This window comes from Mesorhizobium sp. Root695 (assembly GCF_001428185.1).
In the GTDB taxonomy this organism is placed as follows: domain Bacteria; phylum Pseudomonadota; class Alphaproteobacteria; order Rhizobiales; family Rhizobiaceae; genus Mesorhizobium.
Genome location: NZ_LMHO01000003.1, coordinates 105,981 through 126,349, shown reverse-complemented (window position 1 = coordinate 126,349; position 20,369 = coordinate 105,981). Strand labels below are relative to the sequence as shown.

General features: G+C 64.0%; 16 protein-coding genes. 2 read left to right on the top strand and 14 right to left on the bottom strand.

All coding sequences use genetic code 11. The features are described 5' to 3' along the window. The first annotated feature begins 8 nt into the window (after window positions 1–8). Window positions 9–881 (top strand): 50S ribosomal protein L11 methyltransferase, encoded by an 873-nt coding sequence (locus ASD99_RS04725; RefSeq protein ID WP_057142893.1) that lies wholly within the window; start codon window positions 9–11, stop codon window positions 879–881. Window positions 882–1,027: 146 nt separating this feature from the next. Beyond that, window positions 1,028–2,872 (top strand): aminopeptidase P family protein, encoded by a 1,845-nt coding sequence (locus ASD99_RS04720; protein ID WP_057142892.1) that lies wholly within the window; start codon window positions 1,028–1,030, stop codon window positions 2,870–2,872. 226 nt (window positions 2,873–3,098) lie between these two features. On the opposite strand, the gene ASD99_RS04715 is transcribed toward ASD99_RS04720, so the two are convergent. The 14 genes from ASD99_RS04715 to murG all read right to left on the bottom strand — a co-directional run bounded on the left by ASD99_RS04715 (window position 3,099) and on the right by murG (window position 20,368). Beyond that, window positions 3,099–3,395 carry an AzlD family protein gene (locus ASD99_RS04715; protein ID WP_057142891.1) on the bottom strand — a complete coding sequence of 99 codons (297 nt, stop codon included), beginning with the start codon at window positions 3,393–3,395 and terminating at the stop codon, window positions 3,099–3,101. Further along, window positions 3,392–4,120 carry an AzlC family ABC transporter permease gene (locus ASD99_RS04710; protein WP_057142985.1) on the bottom strand — a complete coding sequence of 243 codons (729 nt, stop codon included), beginning with the start codon at window positions 4,118–4,120 and terminating at the stop codon, window positions 3,392–3,394. The genes ASD99_RS04715 and ASD99_RS04710 overlap by 4 nt, the downstream gene beginning before the upstream one ends. Window positions 4,121–4,289: 169 nt before the next feature. Then, window positions 4,290–4,982, bottom strand: a complete 693-nt coding sequence (locus tag ASD99_RS04705; RefSeq protein ID WP_056582931.1) for a DUF2461 domain-containing protein — start codon at window positions 4,980–4,982, stop codon at window positions 4,290–4,292. Beyond that, window positions 4,982–7,186, bottom strand: coding sequence for an NAD-dependent DNA ligase LigA (gene ligA, locus ASD99_RS04700; RefSeq protein ID WP_057142890.1), 2,205 nt, complete (start codon window positions 7,184–7,186; stop codon window positions 4,982–4,984). The genes ASD99_RS04705 and ligA overlap by 1 nt, the downstream gene beginning before the upstream one ends. Before the next feature lie 112 nt (window positions 7,187–7,298). Then, window positions 7,299–8,972 carry a DNA repair protein RecN gene (gene recN / locus ASD99_RS04695; RefSeq protein ID WP_057142889.1) on the bottom strand — a complete coding sequence of 558 codons (1,674 nt, stop codon included), beginning with the start codon at window positions 8,970–8,972 and terminating at the stop codon, window positions 7,299–7,301. Between the two features lie 326 nt (window positions 8,973–9,298). Beyond that, complete coding sequence (locus ASD99_RS04690; protein ID WP_056582925.1) at window positions 9,299–10,168, bottom strand: outer membrane protein assembly factor BamD; 870 nt, start codon at window positions 10,166–10,168, stop codon at window positions 9,299–9,301. A 264-nt stretch (window positions 10,169–10,432) separates the two neighbouring features. Further along, window positions 10,433–11,383, bottom strand: a complete 951-nt coding sequence (gene lpxC, locus ASD99_RS04685; RefSeq protein ID WP_056582923.1) for a UDP-3-O-acyl-N-acetylglucosamine deacetylase — start codon at window positions 11,381–11,383, stop codon at window positions 10,433–10,435. A gap of 281 nt (window positions 11,384–11,664) precedes the next feature. Next, on the bottom strand, window positions 11,665–13,347 hold the full coding sequence (gene ftsZ, locus ASD99_RS04680) for a cell division protein FtsZ (RefSeq protein WP_056582921.1): 1,683 nt from the start codon (window positions 13,345–13,347) through the stop codon (window positions 11,665–11,667). A 67-nt stretch (window positions 13,348–13,414) separates the two neighbouring features. After that, window positions 13,415–14,722: a cell division protein FtsA gene (gene ftsA / locus ASD99_RS04675; RefSeq protein ID WP_056582919.1), complete on the bottom strand. Its 1,308-nt coding sequence runs from the start codon at window positions 14,720–14,722 to the stop codon at window positions 13,415–13,417. After that, window positions 14,719–15,660, bottom strand: coding sequence for a cell division protein FtsQ/DivIB (locus ASD99_RS04670; RefSeq protein WP_056582917.1), 942 nt, complete (start codon window positions 15,658–15,660; stop codon window positions 14,719–14,721). The genes ftsA and ASD99_RS04670 overlap by 4 nt, the downstream gene beginning before the upstream one ends. Next, window positions 15,648–16,574, bottom strand: coding sequence for a D-alanine--D-alanine ligase (locus ASD99_RS04665; RefSeq protein ID WP_057142888.1), 927 nt, complete (start codon window positions 16,572–16,574; stop codon window positions 15,648–15,650). The genes ASD99_RS04670 and ASD99_RS04665 overlap by 13 nt, the downstream gene beginning before the upstream one ends. A gap of 301 nt (window positions 16,575–16,875) precedes the next feature. Then, on the bottom strand, window positions 16,876–17,841 hold the full coding sequence (gene murB, locus ASD99_RS04660) for a UDP-N-acetylmuramate dehydrogenase (protein ID WP_057142887.1): 966 nt from the start codon (window positions 17,839–17,841) through the stop codon (window positions 16,876–16,878). Continuing rightward, the gene (gene murC, locus ASD99_RS04655; protein WP_057142886.1) at window positions 17,838–19,244 is read right to left on the bottom strand and encodes a UDP-N-acetylmuramate--L-alanine ligase; all 1,407 of its coding nucleotides are present in this window, start codon (window positions 19,242–19,244) and stop codon (window positions 17,838–17,840) included. Before murC ends, murB begins: the two co-directional genes overlap by 4 nt. After that, window positions 19,241–20,368: an undecaprenyldiphospho-muramoylpentapeptide beta-N-acetylglucosaminyltransferase gene (gene murG / locus ASD99_RS04650; protein WP_057142885.1), complete on the bottom strand. Its 1,128-nt coding sequence runs from the start codon at window positions 20,366–20,368 to the stop codon at window positions 19,241–19,243. The genes murC and murG overlap by 4 nt, the downstream gene beginning before the upstream one ends. Window position 20,369 lies beyond the last annotated feature (1 nt).

Below are 20,369 nucleotides of genomic sequence, written 5' to 3'. Positions count from 1 at the left end.
AGGAACCCATGACCCAGACGCGGCTGCATTTCATCACCGGAAAGATCGAGTCCATCAGCATTTTCGCGGCGCTCGAGGCGGCCTTCGAAGAAGAAGGCCTGCCGATCGCCGTCCTGGAGGTCGACGAGGACAAAGACATCCACGAAGTGTCGCTCTATGCCGATGGCGACATCGAAATGGTCGAAAGCCGCTTGAAGGACATCCTTGCCGGGCTCTCCCTGTCGAAGCCGATCGAGCGCGAGGCCCTGCCCGACATCGACTGGGTGGCGCATTCGCTGGAAGAGCTGAAGCCGGTGCGCGCCGGCCGTTTCTTCGTCCACGGCGCGCATGACCGCCGCAAGCGCCACAGCGGCGAGCTCGCCATCGAAATCGAGGCCGGCCTCGCCTTCGGCACCGGCCACCACGGGACCACCGCCGGCTGCCTGGAGATGCTGGAAAGAGTGGTGCGGCGCGAGCATGCGCGCAATGCGCTCGACCTTGGCACCGGCAGTGCGGTGCTGGCGATTGCCGTCGCCAAGCTGGCGCATATTCCGGTGCTGGCGACCGACATCGATCCGGTGGCGGTAAAGGTGGCTGCCGCCAACGTGCGGCTCAACCACGTCAAGACGCTGGTGGAGACAGTGACCGCGCCGGGCTTCCACCACCCGATCTTTGGCAAGCGCGCGCCTTTCGATCTCATCGTCGCCAACATATTGGCACGGCCGCTGATGCGGCTGGCGCCACAAATGGCCGGTCATATCGCGCTTGGCGGCTCCATCGTGCTGTCAGGCATCCTCGAACGACAGCGCGACGCCGTCGTCGCGGCCTATGTCGGTCAGAACTTCCGCCATATCAGAACCTTGCACCGCGAGGGCTGGGTGACGATCCATCTCAAGCACTGAGGCAGACAGGCCGGCAACGACCCGGCTTGGACCAAGTTCCGCCGGTTGTCAGTCAAGCGATGCTGTAGCAGGTTGCGCCCAGCCGGAAATCGATTCCGATTTTCGCGACCGTACGCTACGGTTGCGCTGACTGCAGGAGGCCCACCATGTTCCAGACCTTCGATTCCGCGGGCGACCCGGCCGTCGGCAAGCCACGCGTGGCGCTGCTGCGCCAATGGCTTGAAGCCAACGGGCTTGATGGTTTCATCGTGCCGCGCGCCGACGAGCACCAGGGCGAATATGTCGCCGACCGTTCGGCGCGGCTGAAATGGCTGACCGGCTTCAGCGGCTCGGCCGGTGTGGCCATCGTACTGCGCGACCGCGCCTTCGTCTTTGTCGATGGGCGCTACACGCTGCAGGTGCGCAGCGAGGTCGATCTCGACGTCTTTTCGATCGAAAGCCTGGTCGACAATCCGCCGGCCGTCTGGCTCAAAGACAATCTTGGCAAGGGCGCACGGCTCAGCTTCGATCCATGGCTGCACACGATCAGCGAGGTCAAGGCGTTGCAGGCCTCGGCCGACAAATCAGGCGCCGTGCTGGTGCCGCTCGACAAGAACCCGATCGACATCATCTGGAAGGATCAGCCCGAGGCGCCGGTGGCGCCAGTCGAACTTCATCCGATCGGTTTTGCCGGCGAGCTCGCCAAGGACAAGCTGGCGCGGCTGGCAATTGCGATCGCCAAGGACGGTGCCACCCATGCCGCGCTGACCGACCCCTCCTCCATTGCCTGGGCCTTCAACATCCGTGGCGGTGACGTGCCGCACACGCCGCTGGCGCTCGGCTTCGCCATCCTCGCCGCCGATGGGTCGCACCAGCTTTTCATGGATAAGCGCAAATTCTCGCGCCAGGTCGCGGCCTACCTCACCCAGCTCGCCGAGCCGCATGAGCCCGGCAAATTCGAAGCGGCAATCGTGGCGCTTGCCAAGAGTGGCGCGAAAATCGCGCTCGACCCGGTGCTGGCGGCCGACAGGCTGCGCATGCTGGTCGAAGCCAATGGCGGCACCGTGATTACGGCAGTTGACCCTGCCCGCATCCCGCGCGCCACCAAGAACCAGGCCGAGATCAACGGCTCGCGCGCCGCGCATCGCCGCGATGGCGCGGCTGTGGCGAAATTGCTGTGCTGGCTGGATCGGCAAAAACCCGGTTCGCTCGACGAGATATCAGTCGTCACCAGGCTGGAGGAGTCGCGGCGGCAGACGGGCGAGGAAACCCAGATGCCGCTGCGCGACGTCTCCTTCGACACCATTTCCGGTGCCGGCCCGAACGGCGCCATCATGCATTACCGCGTGTCGCGCGCCACCAGCCGCAAGCTGCGGGCCGGCGAACTGTTCCTGCTCGATTCCGGCGCACAATATCAGGACGGCACCACCGACATCACCCGCACCGTGCCGATCGGCCAGCCGATCGAGGAAATGCGCGAACGCTTCACGCTGGTGCTGAAAGGCATGATCGGCATCTCTACCTTGCGCTTTCCCGCCGGCACGCGCGGCTCGGAAATCGATGCCGTCGCGCGCATGGCGCTGTGGAAGCACGGCTGCGACTTCGCCCACGGCACCGGCCATGGCGTCGGCTCGTATCTGGCCGTGCATGAAGGCCCGCAGCGCATCGCTCGAACCGGCACCGAAAAGCTGCTCGAAGGCATGATGCTGTCCAACGAGCCGGGCTATTACAAGGAAGGCTCCTACGGCATCCGGATCGAGAACCTGATCCTGGTGACGCCGGCGGAGGAGATCGAGGGCGGCGACATCGCCATGCACGGCTTCGAGACGTTGACGCTGGCGCCGATCGACAAGCGACTGGTGCGGTCGGATCTGTTGACGCGCGAGGAGCTGCATTGGTTCGACACATATCACGCGCGCGTGCTGGCCGAGATCGGGCCGATGCTCGACGGCGAAACGCTGGCCTGGCTGGAAAAGGCGACAGCGCCGCTGCCGCACGACGCCAAGATTTGAAATCAGTCTTGGAAGGGCGGCGCCGCCCCTCATCGCCCTGCCGGGCACTTCTCCCCGTATAGTGACGGGGAGAAGGATGCCGTCATCGACGATTTCGCCAACCGCCAACGTTGCAGAAAAGCGCCGAGGTTGAGACAGCTCCCTTCTCCCGTCACTATACGGGGAGAAGATGCCGGCAGGCAGATGAGGGGCAGCGCTAACGGCTCAAGTCGATCGCGCCCAGACCCTAGCCCACAAATTGCCGCGCCAAAATCAACACCGCCGCGCCCGCCAGAAACATCGCCATCAGCCCACCGCGCAGTGACACGACGGCGGTGACGACCAGAGCTGCCCATTCCGCCGGCCCGGCATTCAACAGTTCGGGCGCCACCAGCGTCGTCAGCACCGCCGCCGGCACGGCGTTGAGACCGGCTTCCACACGCGGATGGATGGTGTCGAAACGGGAGATGACCAGATGTCCGCCGATGCGGGTGAGATAGGTGGCGATCGCGCCGGCGATGATGATCCAGAATGTCGTGCTCATGGCCGTGCCTTCACGCCGCTGTGGTGAGGTGGCAGGATGACCGCCAGCAGCACGCCGGCAATCGCGCCGATCGAGACATGCCAGGGCGAGCCCACCGTCTTGTAGGCGACGATCGAGGCGGCGCCACTGGCAATGACCACCGGCAGCCACAGCGGCCGCTTGCGGAAGCCCAGGACAAGACCGAGGAAATAGATCGGCAACAGGAAATCGATGCCCAGCGCATGCGTGTCGGGGATCAGCTTGCCGAACACCGCGCCGAGCGCGCTTTCGATTATCCAGAACACATAGACCGGCAGGCCAAGTCCCAGATACCAGGCAAAGCCGACCGTCTGGCCGGATTGCGCGCGCGCCTCGGCCACCGCGAACTGCGGATCGGTGAGGATGAAATAGCCGAGCGCCTGCTGGATGATGGGCCAGTGCGCGATGCGCCGGCCGATGCCGGCGGAATAGAGCACGTGACGGAAATTGACGGCAAAGATCGACAGCACGATCAGCCACGGCGCCACATGCTGGCCGAACAGCTGGATGCCGACCATCTGGCTGGCGCCGCCATAGACCAGCGCGCTCATCAGGAAGGCCTCCAGGACCGAGAAGCCATTGTCGACGGCGAGCGCGCCGAACAGCACCGCAAACGGCGCCGACGCCACCACGACAGGCATCGACAGCCGCACACCCTGCCAGAAATCGCTTTTCGCGCCGCTCTCGGAAATTACGTCCGTCGCCATCGACCACTCCTGATGCAGGTCGCCCAAAAGTGCGTAGCGGTTTTGGGACAACGACATGCACAACAACAAGGGAATGGCGGTATGTAGGTGGCACAGCCTGCGCTGTCACACGAATTCGCTTGAGCCAAATGATCAGCGGAAATGATCGACAAGGCGCCTCGTCGAAGGGCTAGCCGGCGAGGGTCTTGCCCTCGATCGCCCTGCCCCAGTCGAGCAGCGGCTTGGCGCGCAAGGTGAAATCGACGAGTTCGTCGACCAGATCAGCCGTATGGATTCCCGCCGGATCGATGACATGCTGGACGACAAAATGTCGGTGGCGGATGGCGGCGACCAGGTCAGCATCGCTGATATGCTCGAAGCCGCGTGGCGTACGTTTCATGCGGCCTTCCGTCTCGAGTTCAAGACGGTTCCTCTTCAACGCCGCCACCATGGCGCGAAACGTGTCCGGTCGCGTCGCGATGGCTTTGCGCAGCGCCAGCAGCAGCGCTGCCTCGGGTTGCCACCAAGCGACGCCGGCAAAGCAGCGCTCAAGCCCGATATGCACATAGAACACGCCCTGCTCCATCTTGGTGCCGTCTGGCGACAGGATGGCCGACAAATGCCTGTTGTAGGGCCGTTTGTCCTTGGCGAAGCGCACGTCGCGATTGATGCGGAACAGCGACTTCTTGCGGTCGCCGCGCAGGCCGAGGCCTGCCTTTGCGAAGCGCTCGGTCAGCGTGTCGACGAGATCACTGAGGGGATCGCGCAATTCCTGTTCGAACAGGTCGCGGTTTTCCAGGAACCATTCGCGGCTCTGGTGGAAGTCCAGCGCCTTCAGGAACGGAATGGCCTTTGGCCCGAACCCTTTGAATGCGCCTTCCATCACGCCTTGCCGATCCGCGCCAGCCAGGCATCCTCGTCGATCACCTCGATGCCGAGCTCGCTGGCAAGCTTGAGCTTGGAGCCGGCACCCGGTCCGGCCACCACCAGATCCGTCTTCGCCGAAACCGAGCCCGCGACCTTGGCGCCGAGGCGCTCCGCCATTGCCTTGGCTTCGGAGCGTGTCATCTTCTCGAGCGAGCCCGTGAACACGACCGTCTTGCCGGCGACCTCACTGTCGGTCGCGACGTTGACGATATACGGCTTCGGCTTGACTTGCGTGAGCAGCGCATCAAGCACGTCGTCATTGCGCTCATTGCCGAAGAAGTCGCGCAACGCATCGATCACTGTATCACCGATACCGTTGACCGATGGGAAAACGCTGTGCGGATCGGCTGCCGCCGCTGTCTCCTTGCCGACGCGGATCAGCTCCTCGATGGTCGAGAAGGTCCGGGCAAGCACGGCGGCCGTCGTTTCGCCAATATGGCGGATGCCGAGCGCGAAGATGAAGCGGTCCAGCTCCGGCTCGCGGCGCGAGTCGATGGCGGCGAACAGCTTGTCGAGGCCCTCATAGTTGCGATCCTCGACGCTGCGCACGTTCTTGCGCGTCTTGCCCGATGCAGCCTCGCGCTGCCTGGCCTGCTCCTCACGCCGCTCGGCCAGCGCCCTGGTGACGGCCGGACGGCGATCCTTGAGCGTGAAGATATCGGCGGCGGTCTTGATCAATCCCGCATTGAAGAAGGTGTCTATGTTCTCCGCCCCGAGGCCTTCGATGTCCAGGGCACCGCGTGACACGAAGTGGCGCAATCCTTCCACCGCCTGCGCCGGACAAATCAGTTCGCCGGTGCAGCGGCGGCGGGAATCTTCCTTGCCGGTCTTCTCATTGATCTCGCGCGTCGCCGGCGAGCCGCAGATCGGACAGGTTTGCGGGAACTCGTAGGGCACGGCATCGGGCGGCCGCTTGTCGATGACGACACTGACGATCTGCGGAATGACATCGCCCGCCCGCTGGATCACGACCGTATCGCCGATGCGCACGTCGATGCCGTCGCGGATCGGCTGGCCAGTGCTGTCCAGGCCCTTGATGTAGTCCTCATTGTGCAGCGTGACATTCTCGACCACGACGCCGCCAACCGTGACCGGCGCCAGCCGCGCAACCGGCGCCAGCGTGCCGGTGCGGCCGACCTGGATGTCGATCTTCTGCACGGTCGTCATCGCCTGTTCGGCCGGAAATTTGTGCGCGACGGCCCAGCGCGGCTCGCCGGTGACGAACCCCCATCTGCGCTGCAGCTCCAGCTGGTCGACCTTGTAGACGACGCCATCAATGTCGTAGCCCAGCGACGAGCGCTGCTCCTCGATGAGGCGATACTGGGCGACCAGATCATCAACCGATTTCGCCCTGACCATCAGCGGACTGATCTTGAACCCCCACTCGGCGAATTTCTGCACCGAATCATATTGGGTCGGAGCCGGATCCGCTGTCGTGTAGCCCCAGGCATAGGCGAAGAATTTGAGGTTGCGGCTGGCGGTAACGGACGGATCCTTCTGGCGCAGCGACCCGGCCGCCGTGTTGCGCGGATTGACGTAGTCCTGGCCGCCGACCGCGGCCGAGCGCTGCTTCAGCGCCTCGAATTCCGCGTAGGTCATGTAGACTTCGCCGCGTATCTCAATGATTTCGGGCCAGCCCGAGCCCTTCAGCTTCGCCGGGATGTCGGCGATTGTCCGCAGGTTGGCGGTGATGTCTTCGCCGACAGTGCCGTCGCCGCGCGTTGCGCCCTGCACGAACACGCCGTTCTCGTAGCGCAGCGAAGCCGACAGGCCGTCGATCTTCGGCTCGGCCGTGAAGGCGATGTCGAGATCCTTGTCGCGATCGAAGAATCGCCGGCCGCGTTCGAGGAAATCGGTGACGTCCTCGTCGGTATAGGCCTTGGCGAGGCTGAGCATCGGCACCGCATGACGCACCTTGGCAAAGCCTTCCGCAGGTGCTGCACCTACCCTGCGCGATGGCGAATCCTCGCGCACCAGCGCTGGAAAGCGCTCCTCGATGGCAAGGTTGCGCCGTGCCAGGGCATCATACTCAGCATCGGTGATAACAGGCGCATCTTCGGTATGGTAGCGCCGGTCGTGCTCGGCGATCTCTTCCGCCAGGCGCTTCAGTTCGGCTTCGGCCTCGCTCTCACTGAGCGAATCGACAGGTTTTTCAGCCATGCTTTCCTTCCCCGGACGGTGGCCCGCCACAATAGATCAGGATTTTGGGAAAAGCATTCCTGAACAGCGGGATGGAGCCATATCCTGACTCGATCCCTGACACCCGTTTTTCTTATGCCGCCGTGGTATTCTCGCGCAGCAGCCGCTCGGCGGCGGCACGGGCCTCGTCCGTGATGGTGGCGCCGGCCAGCATGCGCGCGATCTCTTCCTGCCGCGCCGGCCGGTCCATTTCGGCAATGCCGGTGGCGACATGGTCGGTGGTGCCGGATTTGGAGATCAGGAAATGCGTCGCCGCGCGCGCCGCCACCTGTGGCGCGTGCGTGACCGAGAGCACCTGCACACGCTTCGACAGCCGCGCCAGCCGTTGGCCGATGGCATCGGCGACAGCGCCGCCCACGCCGGTGTCGATTTCATCGAACACCAGCGTCGGCGCCGAGCCACGGTCGGCCAGCGCCACTTTCAGTGCCAAAAGGAAGCGCGAGAGCTCGCCGCCGGAAGCCACCTTCATCATCGGGCCGGGCCGCGTGCCGGGATTGGTGCGCACCCAGAACTCGATCTGGTCGATGCCCTCTTCCATGCGGCTTTCGGCCTCGCTTTTCATTTCCACAATAAAGGCGGCGCGTTCGAGCTTCAGCGCCGGCAATTCGGCCATGACCGCCTTGGTCAGGCCGACCGCAGCCGCATGACGAAGCGAGGACAGCTGCGCGGCGGCAATGTCATAGGTCTCACGCGCGGCAGTGGCCTGCTTTTCCAACCCGTGCAGGCGCTCCTCGCCGGCATCGAGATCGGCGAGATCGGCCGACATCGTATCGCGCAGCTGCGCCAGGTCGTCGACGGCGACGCTGTGCTTGCGCGAGGCCGCGCGCAGCGAAAACAGCCGCTCCTCCGCCTTCTCCAGCCGCTGCGGATCATATTCGGTGGCTCGCAGTGCGGCCTCGACGCCCGATTGCGCAGCGTCGAGCGACAGCATCGCCTCATCCAGCGACTTGACCACGTCGTCGAGCAGGCCGGGCGCCTCCGTCACCTTGCGCTGCAGCCGTCTGAGCAGGCTGGCCAGTTGCGGCAAGGGCGAGGACGGGCCGGACAGCACATCCTGCGCATCATGGATTTCCGATGCGATCTTCTCGGCCCGCATCATCGATGCGCGCAGTTCGGCAAGATCGGTCTCCTCACCCGGCTGCGGATCAAGCTTTGTCAGCTCCGCCACCGCCGCACGCAGATAGTCGGCCTCGCGCGCGGCCGCCGCCACCTTGGCGCGGTGGCGCGACAGCTCCTGCTCGCAGGCGCGCCAGTGCCGCCATGCCTCGCCCGTCGAGCGAACGGCGCCGAGATGGCCGCCGAAAGCGTCGAGCACCTCGCGGTGCGCGCCGGGATCGACCAGCGCGCGTTCGTCGTGCTGACCGTGGATTTCGACCAACGCGCGGCCGACATCGCGCATCAAGGTGACGCTTGAAGGCTGATCGTTGACGAAGACGCGGGTGCGGCCATCCGCCGTCTGCAGGCGGCGCAGGATAATGTCGCCGTCATCCTCTATGGCGTTTTCGGCAAGCAGCGCGCGCACCGGATGGTTGCGCGGCACGTCGAAGACGGCGATGACTTGGCCTTGCGCCGCGCCATGGCGCACCAGCGACGCGTCGCCACGCGCGCCGAGCGCCAGCGACAAGGCATCGAGCAGGATGGATTTGCCGGCGCCGGTTTCGCCGGTCAGCACCGAAAGACCCGGCTGGAAGTCGATATCCAGCTTCTCGATCAGGACGATATCGCGGATCGACAGTCTGGAAAGCATCAGAACCCGAATCTAGAACGGCACGCGACCATTTGGAGTCGCAGCGCCGCACTATCTTTTTGTTTGAGCGTCGGATCAATCCGAAAAAGCGCTGCGCACGCTTCGGTCCGAATGCTCCAGAGCAATTCCAGGAAAAGTGTGAAACGGTTTTCCTTCCGGAATTGCTCCAAAACAAAGAGTTGGAGCGGTTCGCAGTTTCCCCGAAACGGTGAACTGCTCCAAGCAGGTTCCGCAAAAGTGTCGTGCGGTTTTGCGACAAGAACCTGCGACAAACCAGGAAAACCAAGCGGACGCGCGTTGGCGAAGCCCGCGAAGTCTGCTTGGGATCAGGCGCCGGTGATCATCTTTCCGGCCTTGGATATCCACGACCCGGCATTTTCGCGCGGTGCAAGCCCATTGCTCTGCAAGAGCTTGTAGGAATCCTTGTACCACGGACTGTCAGGGTAGTTGGTGCCGAGCACGGCGGCAGCGGTCTGCGCCTCCGAGGTCAGGCCCATCGCGTAGTAGCTTTCGGTCAGGCGGGCGAGCGCCTCCTCGACATGGCGCGTGTTGGAATAGCTCTCGACCACGGTGCGGAAGCGCTTGACGGCGGCGATGTATTCGCGGCGCTCGAGGTAATAGCGGCCGATCTGCATCTCCTTGCCGGCCAGCTGATCGTTGGCGAAGCGGATCTTTTCCTTGGCATCGTCGACATATTCCGATGTCGGCCAGCGCGTCACCAGGTCCTGCATCGTCTGAACGGTTTGGCGCGCTTCCTTCTGGTCCTGCGTCACGTCCTTGATCTGACGGTAGTAGCTCAAGCCGATGATGTACTGTGCGTAGGCGGCGTCATCGGTTGACGGATAGAGCGTGAGATAGCGCTTGGCCGAGCCGATCGCCTCGTCGTAGTGGCCCTGGCGGTAGTCGGCGAAAGCGCCCATCACCATCGATTTGCGGGCCCACTCCGAATAGGGGTGCTGGCGGTCGACAGCGTCGAACTTGCGGCTTGCCTCTTGCAGCCGGCCAGCATTGAGATTGGCCAGGCCCTGATTGTAGAGAACATCGGCCGGCTCGGTCTGGTCGACATAGGTCGACAGGTCGATATCTTTCTCCGACGACATGCAGGCCGATAGAAAGAGCGATGGAACAACCACCGAAAGCGCCAGGAAAACAGCCCTCTGCGGCGCTTTCAATTGACCAACTCGCTTGAAGAACATGATTGGATTCCGCCCTTTCGGCGTTATTTTAATGCCCGTAGCATGCCATTGTTTCAAAACTGGTCCCCACTTTTGAACGACATGCCCTAATCGACGGCAGCAGCCATAAACCATAACCGCCTTATCCGGCAACGCTATCTCCGGCCAATCGCGCATTTTTAAGGCGGCCGGACACAGCTTGAACATCAGTGCAATTTCACCGACAGGTGGTGCATTCATGCAACACCGGCCGCCCGCCATGGAACCCGAGAAAAATGAAGAAAATCAGATCATCCAGGGCGCATAGAGCGGCGCATTGACGGCATTCATCTCGGCGCTGCGGCCACGCTCGCGGCGCGTCGTCTCGACGATTTCGAACGCGGTGCGGTCCGACAGCAGGCGGCGCAGAGCCGCGGCATTCATCCTGTGGCCACCGCGATAGGAGCGGAAGCAGCCAATGAAACGGGCGCCGGCCAGCGCCAGGTCACCCATGGCGTCCAGCGTCTTGTGGCGCACGAATTCGTTGGGATAGCGCAGGCCGCCCATGTTGATGACGCGGTTGTCGTCACCAATCACCAGCGAGTTCTCCAGCGAGGAGCCGAGCGCGTAGCCGGCGGCCCACAGACGCTCGACATCCTTCATGAAGCCGAAGGTGCGGGCGCGCGCGATGTCGCGGCGGAAGATATCGGCATTGAGGTCGGAGGCGAACAGCTGACGGCCGATCGCCGGGCTCTCGAAGTCGATCTCGATCTCGAAACGGGTGCCGTCATAGGGCCTGAACTCCGCCCAGGAGGCGCCGTTCTCGATGCGGACCGGCTTGATGACCCTGATATAGCGGCGCTTGACCGAGAGCGTCTCGATGCCCGCCTGGTCGATGGCTTCGACGAACGCCATGGCGCTGCCATCGAAGATCGGAACCTCGGAGCCATCGATCTCGATGGCGACATTGTCGATGCCGAGCCCTAACAGCGCCGCCATGATGTGCTCTACCGTGGCGATGTGCTCGCCAGCGGGATCGCCAAGCATGGTGCACAGGTCGGTAGCGCCAACTTCCGACACCAGGGCGCGGAACTCGTGGCCCTGCTCCGCACCGTTGAAAAGCTGGAAAACGATGCCGGTGTCGGCATCCGCTGGCAAAAAGCTGATGGAAACTTCCTTGCCGCTGTGGACGCCGATGCCAGTAAGCGACGCGCGCGTCTTCAATGTCGTCTGATAGTCGTGCAAGACAATCCCCATAAGCCCGTAATGCCTAGGTCCGCTTCTCCAGCCCTAGGGCGCGGCTCTTGTGTGAATCGGCAGACAGGGCGACTTCCCCCGAAATCCCGGCAAACCGACGATGGTAGGCAGCGAAGATAATGTCCCGTCAGGGAGACTCCAAATCACGGTTTCTTACTCTGTGTAACCGCGAACTGGAGTGGGCACGACTTGGTAAGCGATTGAAATCACACCATTTAAAACGTTAACAGGCAAGCGATTCCTCGCTTGCCTGTTAACAAATGTTACAGTCGGTTTACCAATCAGTTGGCCTGGCGGCGCAGGAACGCCGGAATCTCCAGCTGATCGTCTTCGTGAGTCGACCTCACTTGCGGTGTCAGGCGGCCCTGATCGTCGAGCTGACCACGGCGCGGCGCGTAGAGCTGCGCGTCCTGACTGGCGAGACGACGCACTTCGGGCGCTGCCTGGCGCAGCTTGGGCTCGCGCGGCTGCGCTGGCTGCAGCCGTGCAGGCTCTTCTTCGCGGCGGGTCAGGCCGTTGGTCAGGCGCTTCAGCAGGCCCATCGGTCCGCTGTTGTTCTCGTGGTCGACCGGGCGGCTCTTGGCATCCACCTCGGCCTTGACGACGGGCGGAAAGTCCTCGACGCGCGGCATACGCTGCGGCGCCATGGCAACCGGCTGCGGGGCTTCGCGCTGCAGCATTTCGCGCGGCTGCGGAGCCGGCTGCATCTGCTGGACCACCGGCTGCGGCATCGGCTGTGCTGGCGGCGCCTGGAAGATCTTGCTCTGCGGGCGGAAATCGTCCGCATGGGCAACGGGAGCCGGGCGCGCCTGTGCCATGGCCGCGGCATTGGCTTCGGCCAACTGGATGGCTTCGGCGACCGGATCGGCGGCGCGCGGTTCGTACGTGGTCTGCTGGACCGGCGCCGGGCGGCTTTCCACAGCGGCAACGGCCGGGCGGCTGACCGGCTTCGGCGGCGCCGTGCGGATCGAGATCGGCGCAGCGGCGATTTCAGCCGCCGACTTGTCGATGCCGGTGGCAACCACCGAGACGCGGATGACACCTTCGAGTTCCTCGTCGAAGGTGGCGCCCAGAATGATGTTGGCGTCCTGGTCGACTTCCTCGCGGATACGGGTTGCCGCCTCGTCGACTTCGAACAGCGTCAGGTCGCGGCCGCCGGTGATCGAGATCAGCAGGCCCTTGGCGCCCTTCATCGAGGTCTCGTCGAGCAGCGGATTGGCGATCGCTGCTTCGGCGGCGGCCATCGCGCGGCCCTCGCCGGAAGCCTCGCCGGTGCCCATCATCGCCTTGCCCATCTCGCGCATGACCGAGCGGACGTCGGCGAAATCGAGATTGATCAGGCCTTCCTTGACCATCAGGTCGGTGATGCAGGCAACGCCGGAATAGAGCACCTGGTCGGCCATGGCGAAAGCGTCGGCAAAGGTGGTCTTGTCATTGGCCAGCCGGAACAGATTCTGGTTGGGGATGACGATCAGCGTATCGACGCATTTCTGCAGTTCCTCGATACCGAAGTCCGCCGTCTTCATGCGGCGCTGACCTTCGAAATGGAACGGCTTGGTGACGACGCCGACGGTGAGGATGCCCTTCTCACGAGCCGCGCGGGCAACGACAGGAGCAGCGCCCGTACCGGTGCCGCCGCCCATGCCGGCGGTGACGAAGCACATATGGGTGTTGGTCAGGTGATCGAGGATCTCGTCGATGCACTCTTCCGCCGCCGCTCGGCCGACTTCCGGCTGCGAGCCGGCGCCCAGACCCTCGGTGACGTGCGCGCCAAGCTGGATCAGCCGTGAGGCCTTTGACATGGTCAGCGCCTGCGCGTCGGTGTTGGCCACCACGAACTCGACACCGCGCAAACCGGCGGTGATCATGTTGTTGACGGCATTGCCGCCGCCGCCGCCGACACCGAACACGGTGATGCGCGGCTTAAGCTCGGTGATGTCCGGCTTCTGCAGATTGATGGTCATTGTCTCCGTCCTTTGCCTTTCACGCCGCTTCGCCGCCGCGGCCGCCTATGGGGCTGTCCCCGTCAATTTAGAAACTGTCTCTCAACCACTGACTCATGCGATGCAGTTTTCCGCCCGTTCCGGTCATTCTCAGACCGGAAATTCCTTTCGCCGGATGGCTCTCGAAGCTCGCCATCTGCGGATAGATCAGAAGCCCCACCGCGGCCGAGAAGGCCGGCCCCTTCGCCGCTTCCGGCAGGCCAGCCACGCCGAGCGGACGGCCGATGCGCACATTGCGTCCCAGGATGCGGCGCGCCGCCTCCGGCAGGCCGGCAAGCTGGCTGGCACCGCCGGTGAGCACCACGCGCTTGCCCACCGCATTGCCGTAGCCGGACTTGTTGAGCCGGTCGCGCAGCAATTCGAGCGTCTCGTCGATGCGGGCGCGCACGATGCGCGTCATCACCGAGCGCGGGATCTGCAAAGGCACATCGCCATCGTCGCCGATCGGCTGGATCGAGACCAGGTCACGGTCGTCGGCGCTGCCCGGCAGTGCGGAGCCATGCATCACCTTCAGCCGTTCCGCTGCGTCGAGCGAGGTCGATAGCCCCTTGGCCATGTCCAGCGTGACATGGTTGCCGCCGATGGCGATGGCGTCGCCATGGACGAACTTGCCTTCAGAAAACACCGAGATCGTCGTCGTGCCGCCGCCCATGTCGATGCAGGCCGCGCCCATCTCCAGTTCGTCGTCGACCAGGGCCGCCAACCCGCTGGCATAGGGCGTCGCCACCATGCGCTCGACCGACAGGTGCGAACGGTTGATGGAAAGCTCCAGGTTGCGCATCGGAGCGGCGTCACCGGTCAACACATGCATGTCGACGCCGAGTGCGTCGCCGACCATGCCGCGCGGATCGCGCACGCCGCGTTCCGCATCCAGCGAAAAGCCGACGGGAAGCGAATGGATCACCTCGCGCTCGGCCTTCAGCGCCTGCTTGGCGCCGGCGCCGAGAACGCGCTTGATGTCGGCCTCGTCGGCCTCATGGCCGCCAAGGTTGATGGTGGCGGAGAAGGCTTCGCTCTTCAGCCGGCCGGCCGTCATGTTGACGATCAGCGAATCGACCGTCAGCCCGGCCATGCGTTCGGCCGCATCTACGGCGAGGCGGATGGCATGCTCGGCGCGGTCGAGATCGACGACGACGCCCGACTTCACGCCTTGCGATTTCTGATGACCAATGCCGATCACCTGGATCCGGTGCGAGCGGCCACGCAGCAGCTTGCCGTCATCGCACGGCTTCAGCTTGGCCACCATGCAGCAGACCTTGCTCGAACCGACATCCAGCACCGTCAGGGTGCCGGATCGGCGCGACGAGGCATCGCCATGACCGCCAAGCCAGCTCATATCTTCGTCTCCGGCTTGCGCTTCAGGCTCTTGGGTTTTTCGTTCAGTGCGGCTTCGCGCTGCGTTGCCGCCTCGGGCGTCAACTGCACAACCATCCTGTCGGTCAGACGCATGTCGACGGCGGCGATGTCGCGCGACAACAGCCCCTTGTCCTGATCCATCTTGACGAGTTCGGCGAGTGCCAGATCCTCGCCATCCTCGGGAAGCTTGACGGTGATGCCATTGTCCAGCTTCAGGTCCCAGCGCCGATCGCCGACGCGGATATAGCCTTTGATCCGGGTCGCGAGCTCAGGATATTTTTCGATCTTGGCGATAAAGTCGGGCGCGCTCGCCGGCGCGCCGGTGCCGATCAGCAGCGGCAGCAGCACCTGCTTGCCGCCCGAGAACGGCGCGATCACGGCGCCATCCTTCTCGATGACGGACAGCTCGTCGCCCTGCTGCCAGAGCGCAAAGGCCTGGCGCTCCTCAACGCGCACTTCCAGCGTGTGCGGATAGACCTTGCGCACCGCCGCAACCTCGATCCACGGCAGGCCGGAGATGCGCTCGCGCGCAGCCTCGGCGTCAAAGCCGATCAGCGACGTCCAGCCGTCGAGTTCGAGCCTGTCGAGAATATCGATCTCCGAGGTCTGGCGATTGCCGACCACCTTGACCTGATCGACGGCAAAGCCGGTGCGGGCGGTGATGCTCTGCACGATGCCGTCGACGTGGCCGCCGAGATAGGCGCCATAAGCACCGCTCGAAGCAATCAGCACGGCCGACATCATGGCCGCGGAAAAGCGCGGCGCCTGGAATTCCCCGACGCCGAGGCGCGCCAGAATGCGCACCGGGCGACGCAGCACCCGCGGCAGCACGAAATGGTCCAACGACAACGGCAGGCCGAACAGCGCCGGCCCGGCCGCGCCCCTCTCCTTACCTTGTCCCCATTTCAACGCAGACACGAAGCGTCCTCCACCATCCAACTCAACAAATCGCCAAAAGAGTGCCCGGCCTGGGCGGCGATTTCAGGCACCAAGGACGTCGGCGTCATACCCGGCTGGGTGTTGACCTCGAGCCAGACAACCTCGCCGTTTTCGGAATGCCGATCGTCATAACGGAAGTCCGACCGGGAAACGCCCCGACAGCCGATCGCTTGGTGAGCCTTGAGCGCCAGTGTTTGTATTTTTTGGTAAATATTCGGTGAAACTTTTGCGGGGCATTCGTGCTTTGATCCCCCGGCGACATATTTTGAATCATAGTCGTAGAAGGAATGGCCGGTCGGGATGATCTCGCAGACCCCCAGCGCCACATCGCCCATCACCGCGCAGGTCAGCTCGCGACCATGGATGTAACGCTCGACCATGACGATATCGCCATATCTCCATTCCGACGAGCCCAGAACCTGCGGCGGATGCGACTGGCCTTCATGCACGATGACGACGCCGAAGCTCGAACCCTCATTGACCGGCTTGACCACATAGGGCGGCTTCATCGGATGCTTGCTCTGGATGGCGAAGCGGCTGGCGACCTTCGATTCGGCGACCGGAACGCCGACCGCCTTGGCAACCCGCTTGGCCTGTTCCTTGTTCATGGCCAGAGCCGAGGCGAGCACACCGGAATGGGTGTAGGGAATGCCGAGATATTCGAGGATGCCCTGGATGGTACCATCCTCACCAAAGGGGCCATGCAGCGCGTTGAAGGCGACATCGGGCTTGAGCTCGGCAAGCACGGAGCCGACATCGCGCCCGACATCGACGCGCGTGACCTGGTAGCCTTCCTTCTCGAGCTCATCGGCACAAGCCTTCCCCGAGGACAGAGACACGGGCCGCTCGGACGAAAACCCACCCAGCAGGACGGCCACATGCTTGTTCTTCATTCCCCGGCATCCCCTCTCACGGCGGACCAAAAACCAAGATTTTCCGCAACATTGAGTCCGAGTCTCCCGGCAGGTTGCCCCCCAGACGGAAAACGCGGGTAACGCGTCGAACGACTCAAATCAGGAAACGCTTTTGAGCAGAGAATCAGAGAGTTGATTCACTGGCAAGTGCTTACGATTCCGAGAGATTCACTTTCTGAGAAAATGGATGCGAAAAGCGTGTCGTTGAGTCTTTGCAGCAACGGTTACGGGCCGTTTTGGTCCCGTTGAAGTTCATGCATCACATGAACTTCAACGCGCGCTAAAGGAGTTGCCCGAGAAACTCCTGAACCGCATGTCCCGGCCGGAAATTGCCGATGCGCTTGATTTCCCATTGCAGCCGGATGCCGGAATTCTCCAGCACCCGCGTACGCACCGTCTCGCCGAGATATTCAAGGTCGTAGCCGGTCGCGGTTCCCGTGTTGATCATGAAGTTGCAATGCATCGGCGACATCTGCGCGCCGCCTATCATCAGGCCGCGGCAACCCGCCTTGTCGATCTCCTTCCAGGCCGACGTGCCTTCCGGATTCTTGAAGGTCGAGCCGCCGGTCTTCTCGCGGATCGGCTGCACGGTCTCGCGATGGTTCTGCACGGCATCCATCGCCGCCTTGATCGCTGCCTTGTCCTCGGCAAAGCCTTCAAACACGGCCGAGGTGAAGATCAGCCCGGAGGGCGCAGCCGAATAGCGATAGGCGTAGCCCATATCGGCGTTGCTCAGCGTCTGCACATTGCCCTTGCGGTCAAGCGCACGCACCTCGACGACGCGCTCGCGCGTCTCGACGCCGTTGGCACCGGCATTCATCCGCAGCGCGCCGCCGATGGCGCCAGGGATGCCGTGATAGAAATGGAAGCCGCCAATGCCCGCATCGAGCGCCACCGCGGCGACGCGCTTGTCGGGCGTGGCGGCACCCGCCTTGATCCTCGTCGGCCCGACGATTTCGGCCTCGCCGAAGCCCTTGGCCGAAAGCCGGATGACAAAGCCCGGAATGCCACCGTCGCGAACCAGGAGGTTCGAGCCGACGCCGACGATGGTCAGCGGTATGTCCTCCGGAACGGCTTTCAGAAACGCCGCGAGGTCCTCTTCGTCGGCCGGCTGGAACAGCGCTTCAGCCAGGCCGCCGGCGCGGAACCAGGTGATCTTGTCCATCTCGGCATTCGGCGTGAGGCGGCCGCGCAGGCCGGCAAGCCTGTCGCCAAGTCTGTCGATCAGGGCCTGGCCATGCATCATGTGACGGTCCCGCCAAGCTCCTTGGGCAACGCATAGGCCCATTGGGTGATGTTGCCGGCGCCCAGGAAGACGACGAAATCGCCTGATTTGGCCAGATCGCGGATGATGGGCGCGATCGCCGCCGGACCCTCGATGTAGCGCGCGTCGCGATGGCCGCCGGCGCGGATGCGCGACACCAGCGCGTCCGAGCTGACGCCGTCGATCGGCTCTTCGCCGGCCGCGTAGACCGGCGCCACCATCACCGTGTCGGCGTCGTTGAAGCAGGTGGAAAACTCGTTGAACAGATCATGCAGCCGGGTGAAGCGGTGCGGCTGGGCAATGGCGATGACGCGGCCCTTGGTGGCACTGCGCGCCGCCTTCAGCACCGCCGAGATCTCGACCGGATGGTGGCCGTAATCGTCGAATATTTCGACGCCGTCCCACGAACCGGTGTGGGTGAAGCGGCGCTTGACGCCGGCGAAGGACGACAGGCCCTTCTTGATCGCCTCGGCCGACAGGCCGAGCTCATGCGCGACTGCGATCGCGGCCGTCGCGTTGGAGACGTTGTGACGGCCGGGCATCGGCAGGCGCAGGCCTGCTATCGTCGTCTGGCCGCCGGTCTTGCGGTCACGGATCACCACGTCGAATTCCGAAATGGCACCGACCATGCGATGATTGGTGAAGCGCACATCGGCCTGCGCGTTCTCGCCATAGGTGATGACGCGGCGATCCTCGATGCGGCTGACCAGCGCCTGCACCTCGGGATGATCGGTGCACATCACGCCAAAACCGTAGAACGGCACGTTCTCGACGAACTGGCGGAACGCCTCGCGCACCTTGTCGAAACTGCCATAGTGATCGAGATGCTCGGGATCGATGTTGGTGACGACCGCGATCTCGGCCGGCAGCTTGAGGAAGGTGCCGTCGCTCTCGTCGGCCTCGACCACCATCCATTCGCCGTCGCCCATGCGGGCGTTGGTGCCATAAGCATTGATGATGCCGCCATTGATGACGGTCGGATCGAGCCCGCCGGCATCGAGCAAGGTCGCCACCATTGAGGTCGTCGTCGTCTTGCCATGCGTGCCGCCGATCGCCACCGCCTGGCGAAAGCGCATCAGCTCGGCCAGCATTTCGGCACGACGTACGATCGGCAGCAGCTTTTCGCGCGCGGCCTTGAGCTCCGGATTGGATTTCTTGATCGCGGTCGAGACGACCACCACCTCGGCCTCGCCGAGATTTTCGGCCTTGTGGCCGACGAAGCATTCGATGCCCTTGTCGCGCAGCCGTTGCACATTGGCGCTTTCGGCCTGATCGGACCCTTGCACCTTGTAGCCGAGATTGTGCAGCACTTCGGCAATGCCGCTCATGCCGATGCCGCCAATGCCGATGAAATGCACAAGGCCGATCGTCTGCGGCATCTTCATGCGTGCGTCCCCTTCCTGAAATCCGAAACGGTTTTTTTCGACGCAATAGCCTCTGTGAGATCAGCGAGCAACCGTGCAGCGTCCGGCCTGCCGGCCGATTTCGCGCCCGCCGCCATCGCCGCCAGCCGCTCGGGGGCGTCCATGAGCCCGCCGATGAGCGCTGCGATGCGTTCGGGCGAAAGCGAGGATTGCGGGTGCACTTCGCCGCCGCCGGCGGCAGCAAGGGCCGCCGCGTTCGCCGCCTGGTCGTGATCGAGCGCATAGGGGTAAGGCACCAGCAGCGCCGGCCGGCCGATGACGGCGATCTCCGAAACGGTCGAGGCGCCGGAGCGCGAGATCACCAGATGCGCCGCCGCGATGCGCTGCGCCATGTCGGTGAAGAAGGGCGAGACCTCGACGGCGACGCCAAGGGCGGCATAGGCCGCCTTGACCCTCCCCACGTCATCCGCGCGAGCTTGTTGGGTAATGACCAGCCGCTTGCGCTGGGCATCGGAAAGCAGCGCGATAGCCCCCGGCACGGCATCGGAAAAGAACTGGGCGCCCTGGCTGCCGCCGAACACAAGCAGGCGGAACGGCTGTTCCCCGGTCGACGCCGCATAAGCCGTCTTGGCCGCTTCCAGCACCGCAGGCCTGACCGGATTGCCCGTCGTGACCGTCTTGATGCCGGCCGCACTGGTGTCCTGTGGCAGGAAGCCGCCGGCGATGGCGTCGACACGGCCGGCCAGCGCCCGGTTGGCGCGTCCCATCACCGCGTTCTGCTCGTGGATCAGCGTCGGCACCTTGCGCCGTGTCGCCGCGTAGAGCGGCGGCAAGGTCGGATAGCCGCCGAAGCCGACGACAGCATCCGGCTTGATTCTGCCAATGATGGCGGAAGCCTGGCGCACGCCGCGCCAGATTTCCCAGAAGGCGCCAAGCAGGGCAAAAGGATTTTTCGAGCCCATCGTCGCCGACTGGATCGGATGGATGGCGGCGGCCGGGAAATGGCCGGCGAAACGCTCGGCACGGTCGTCGGTCGCCAGATGCACCGACCAGCCGCGCTCGTTCAGCTCATGCGCCAGCGCCTCGGCCGGGAAAAGATGCCCACCGGTTCCGCCCGCCGCGAGAAGGATGACGCCTCTGGCCATA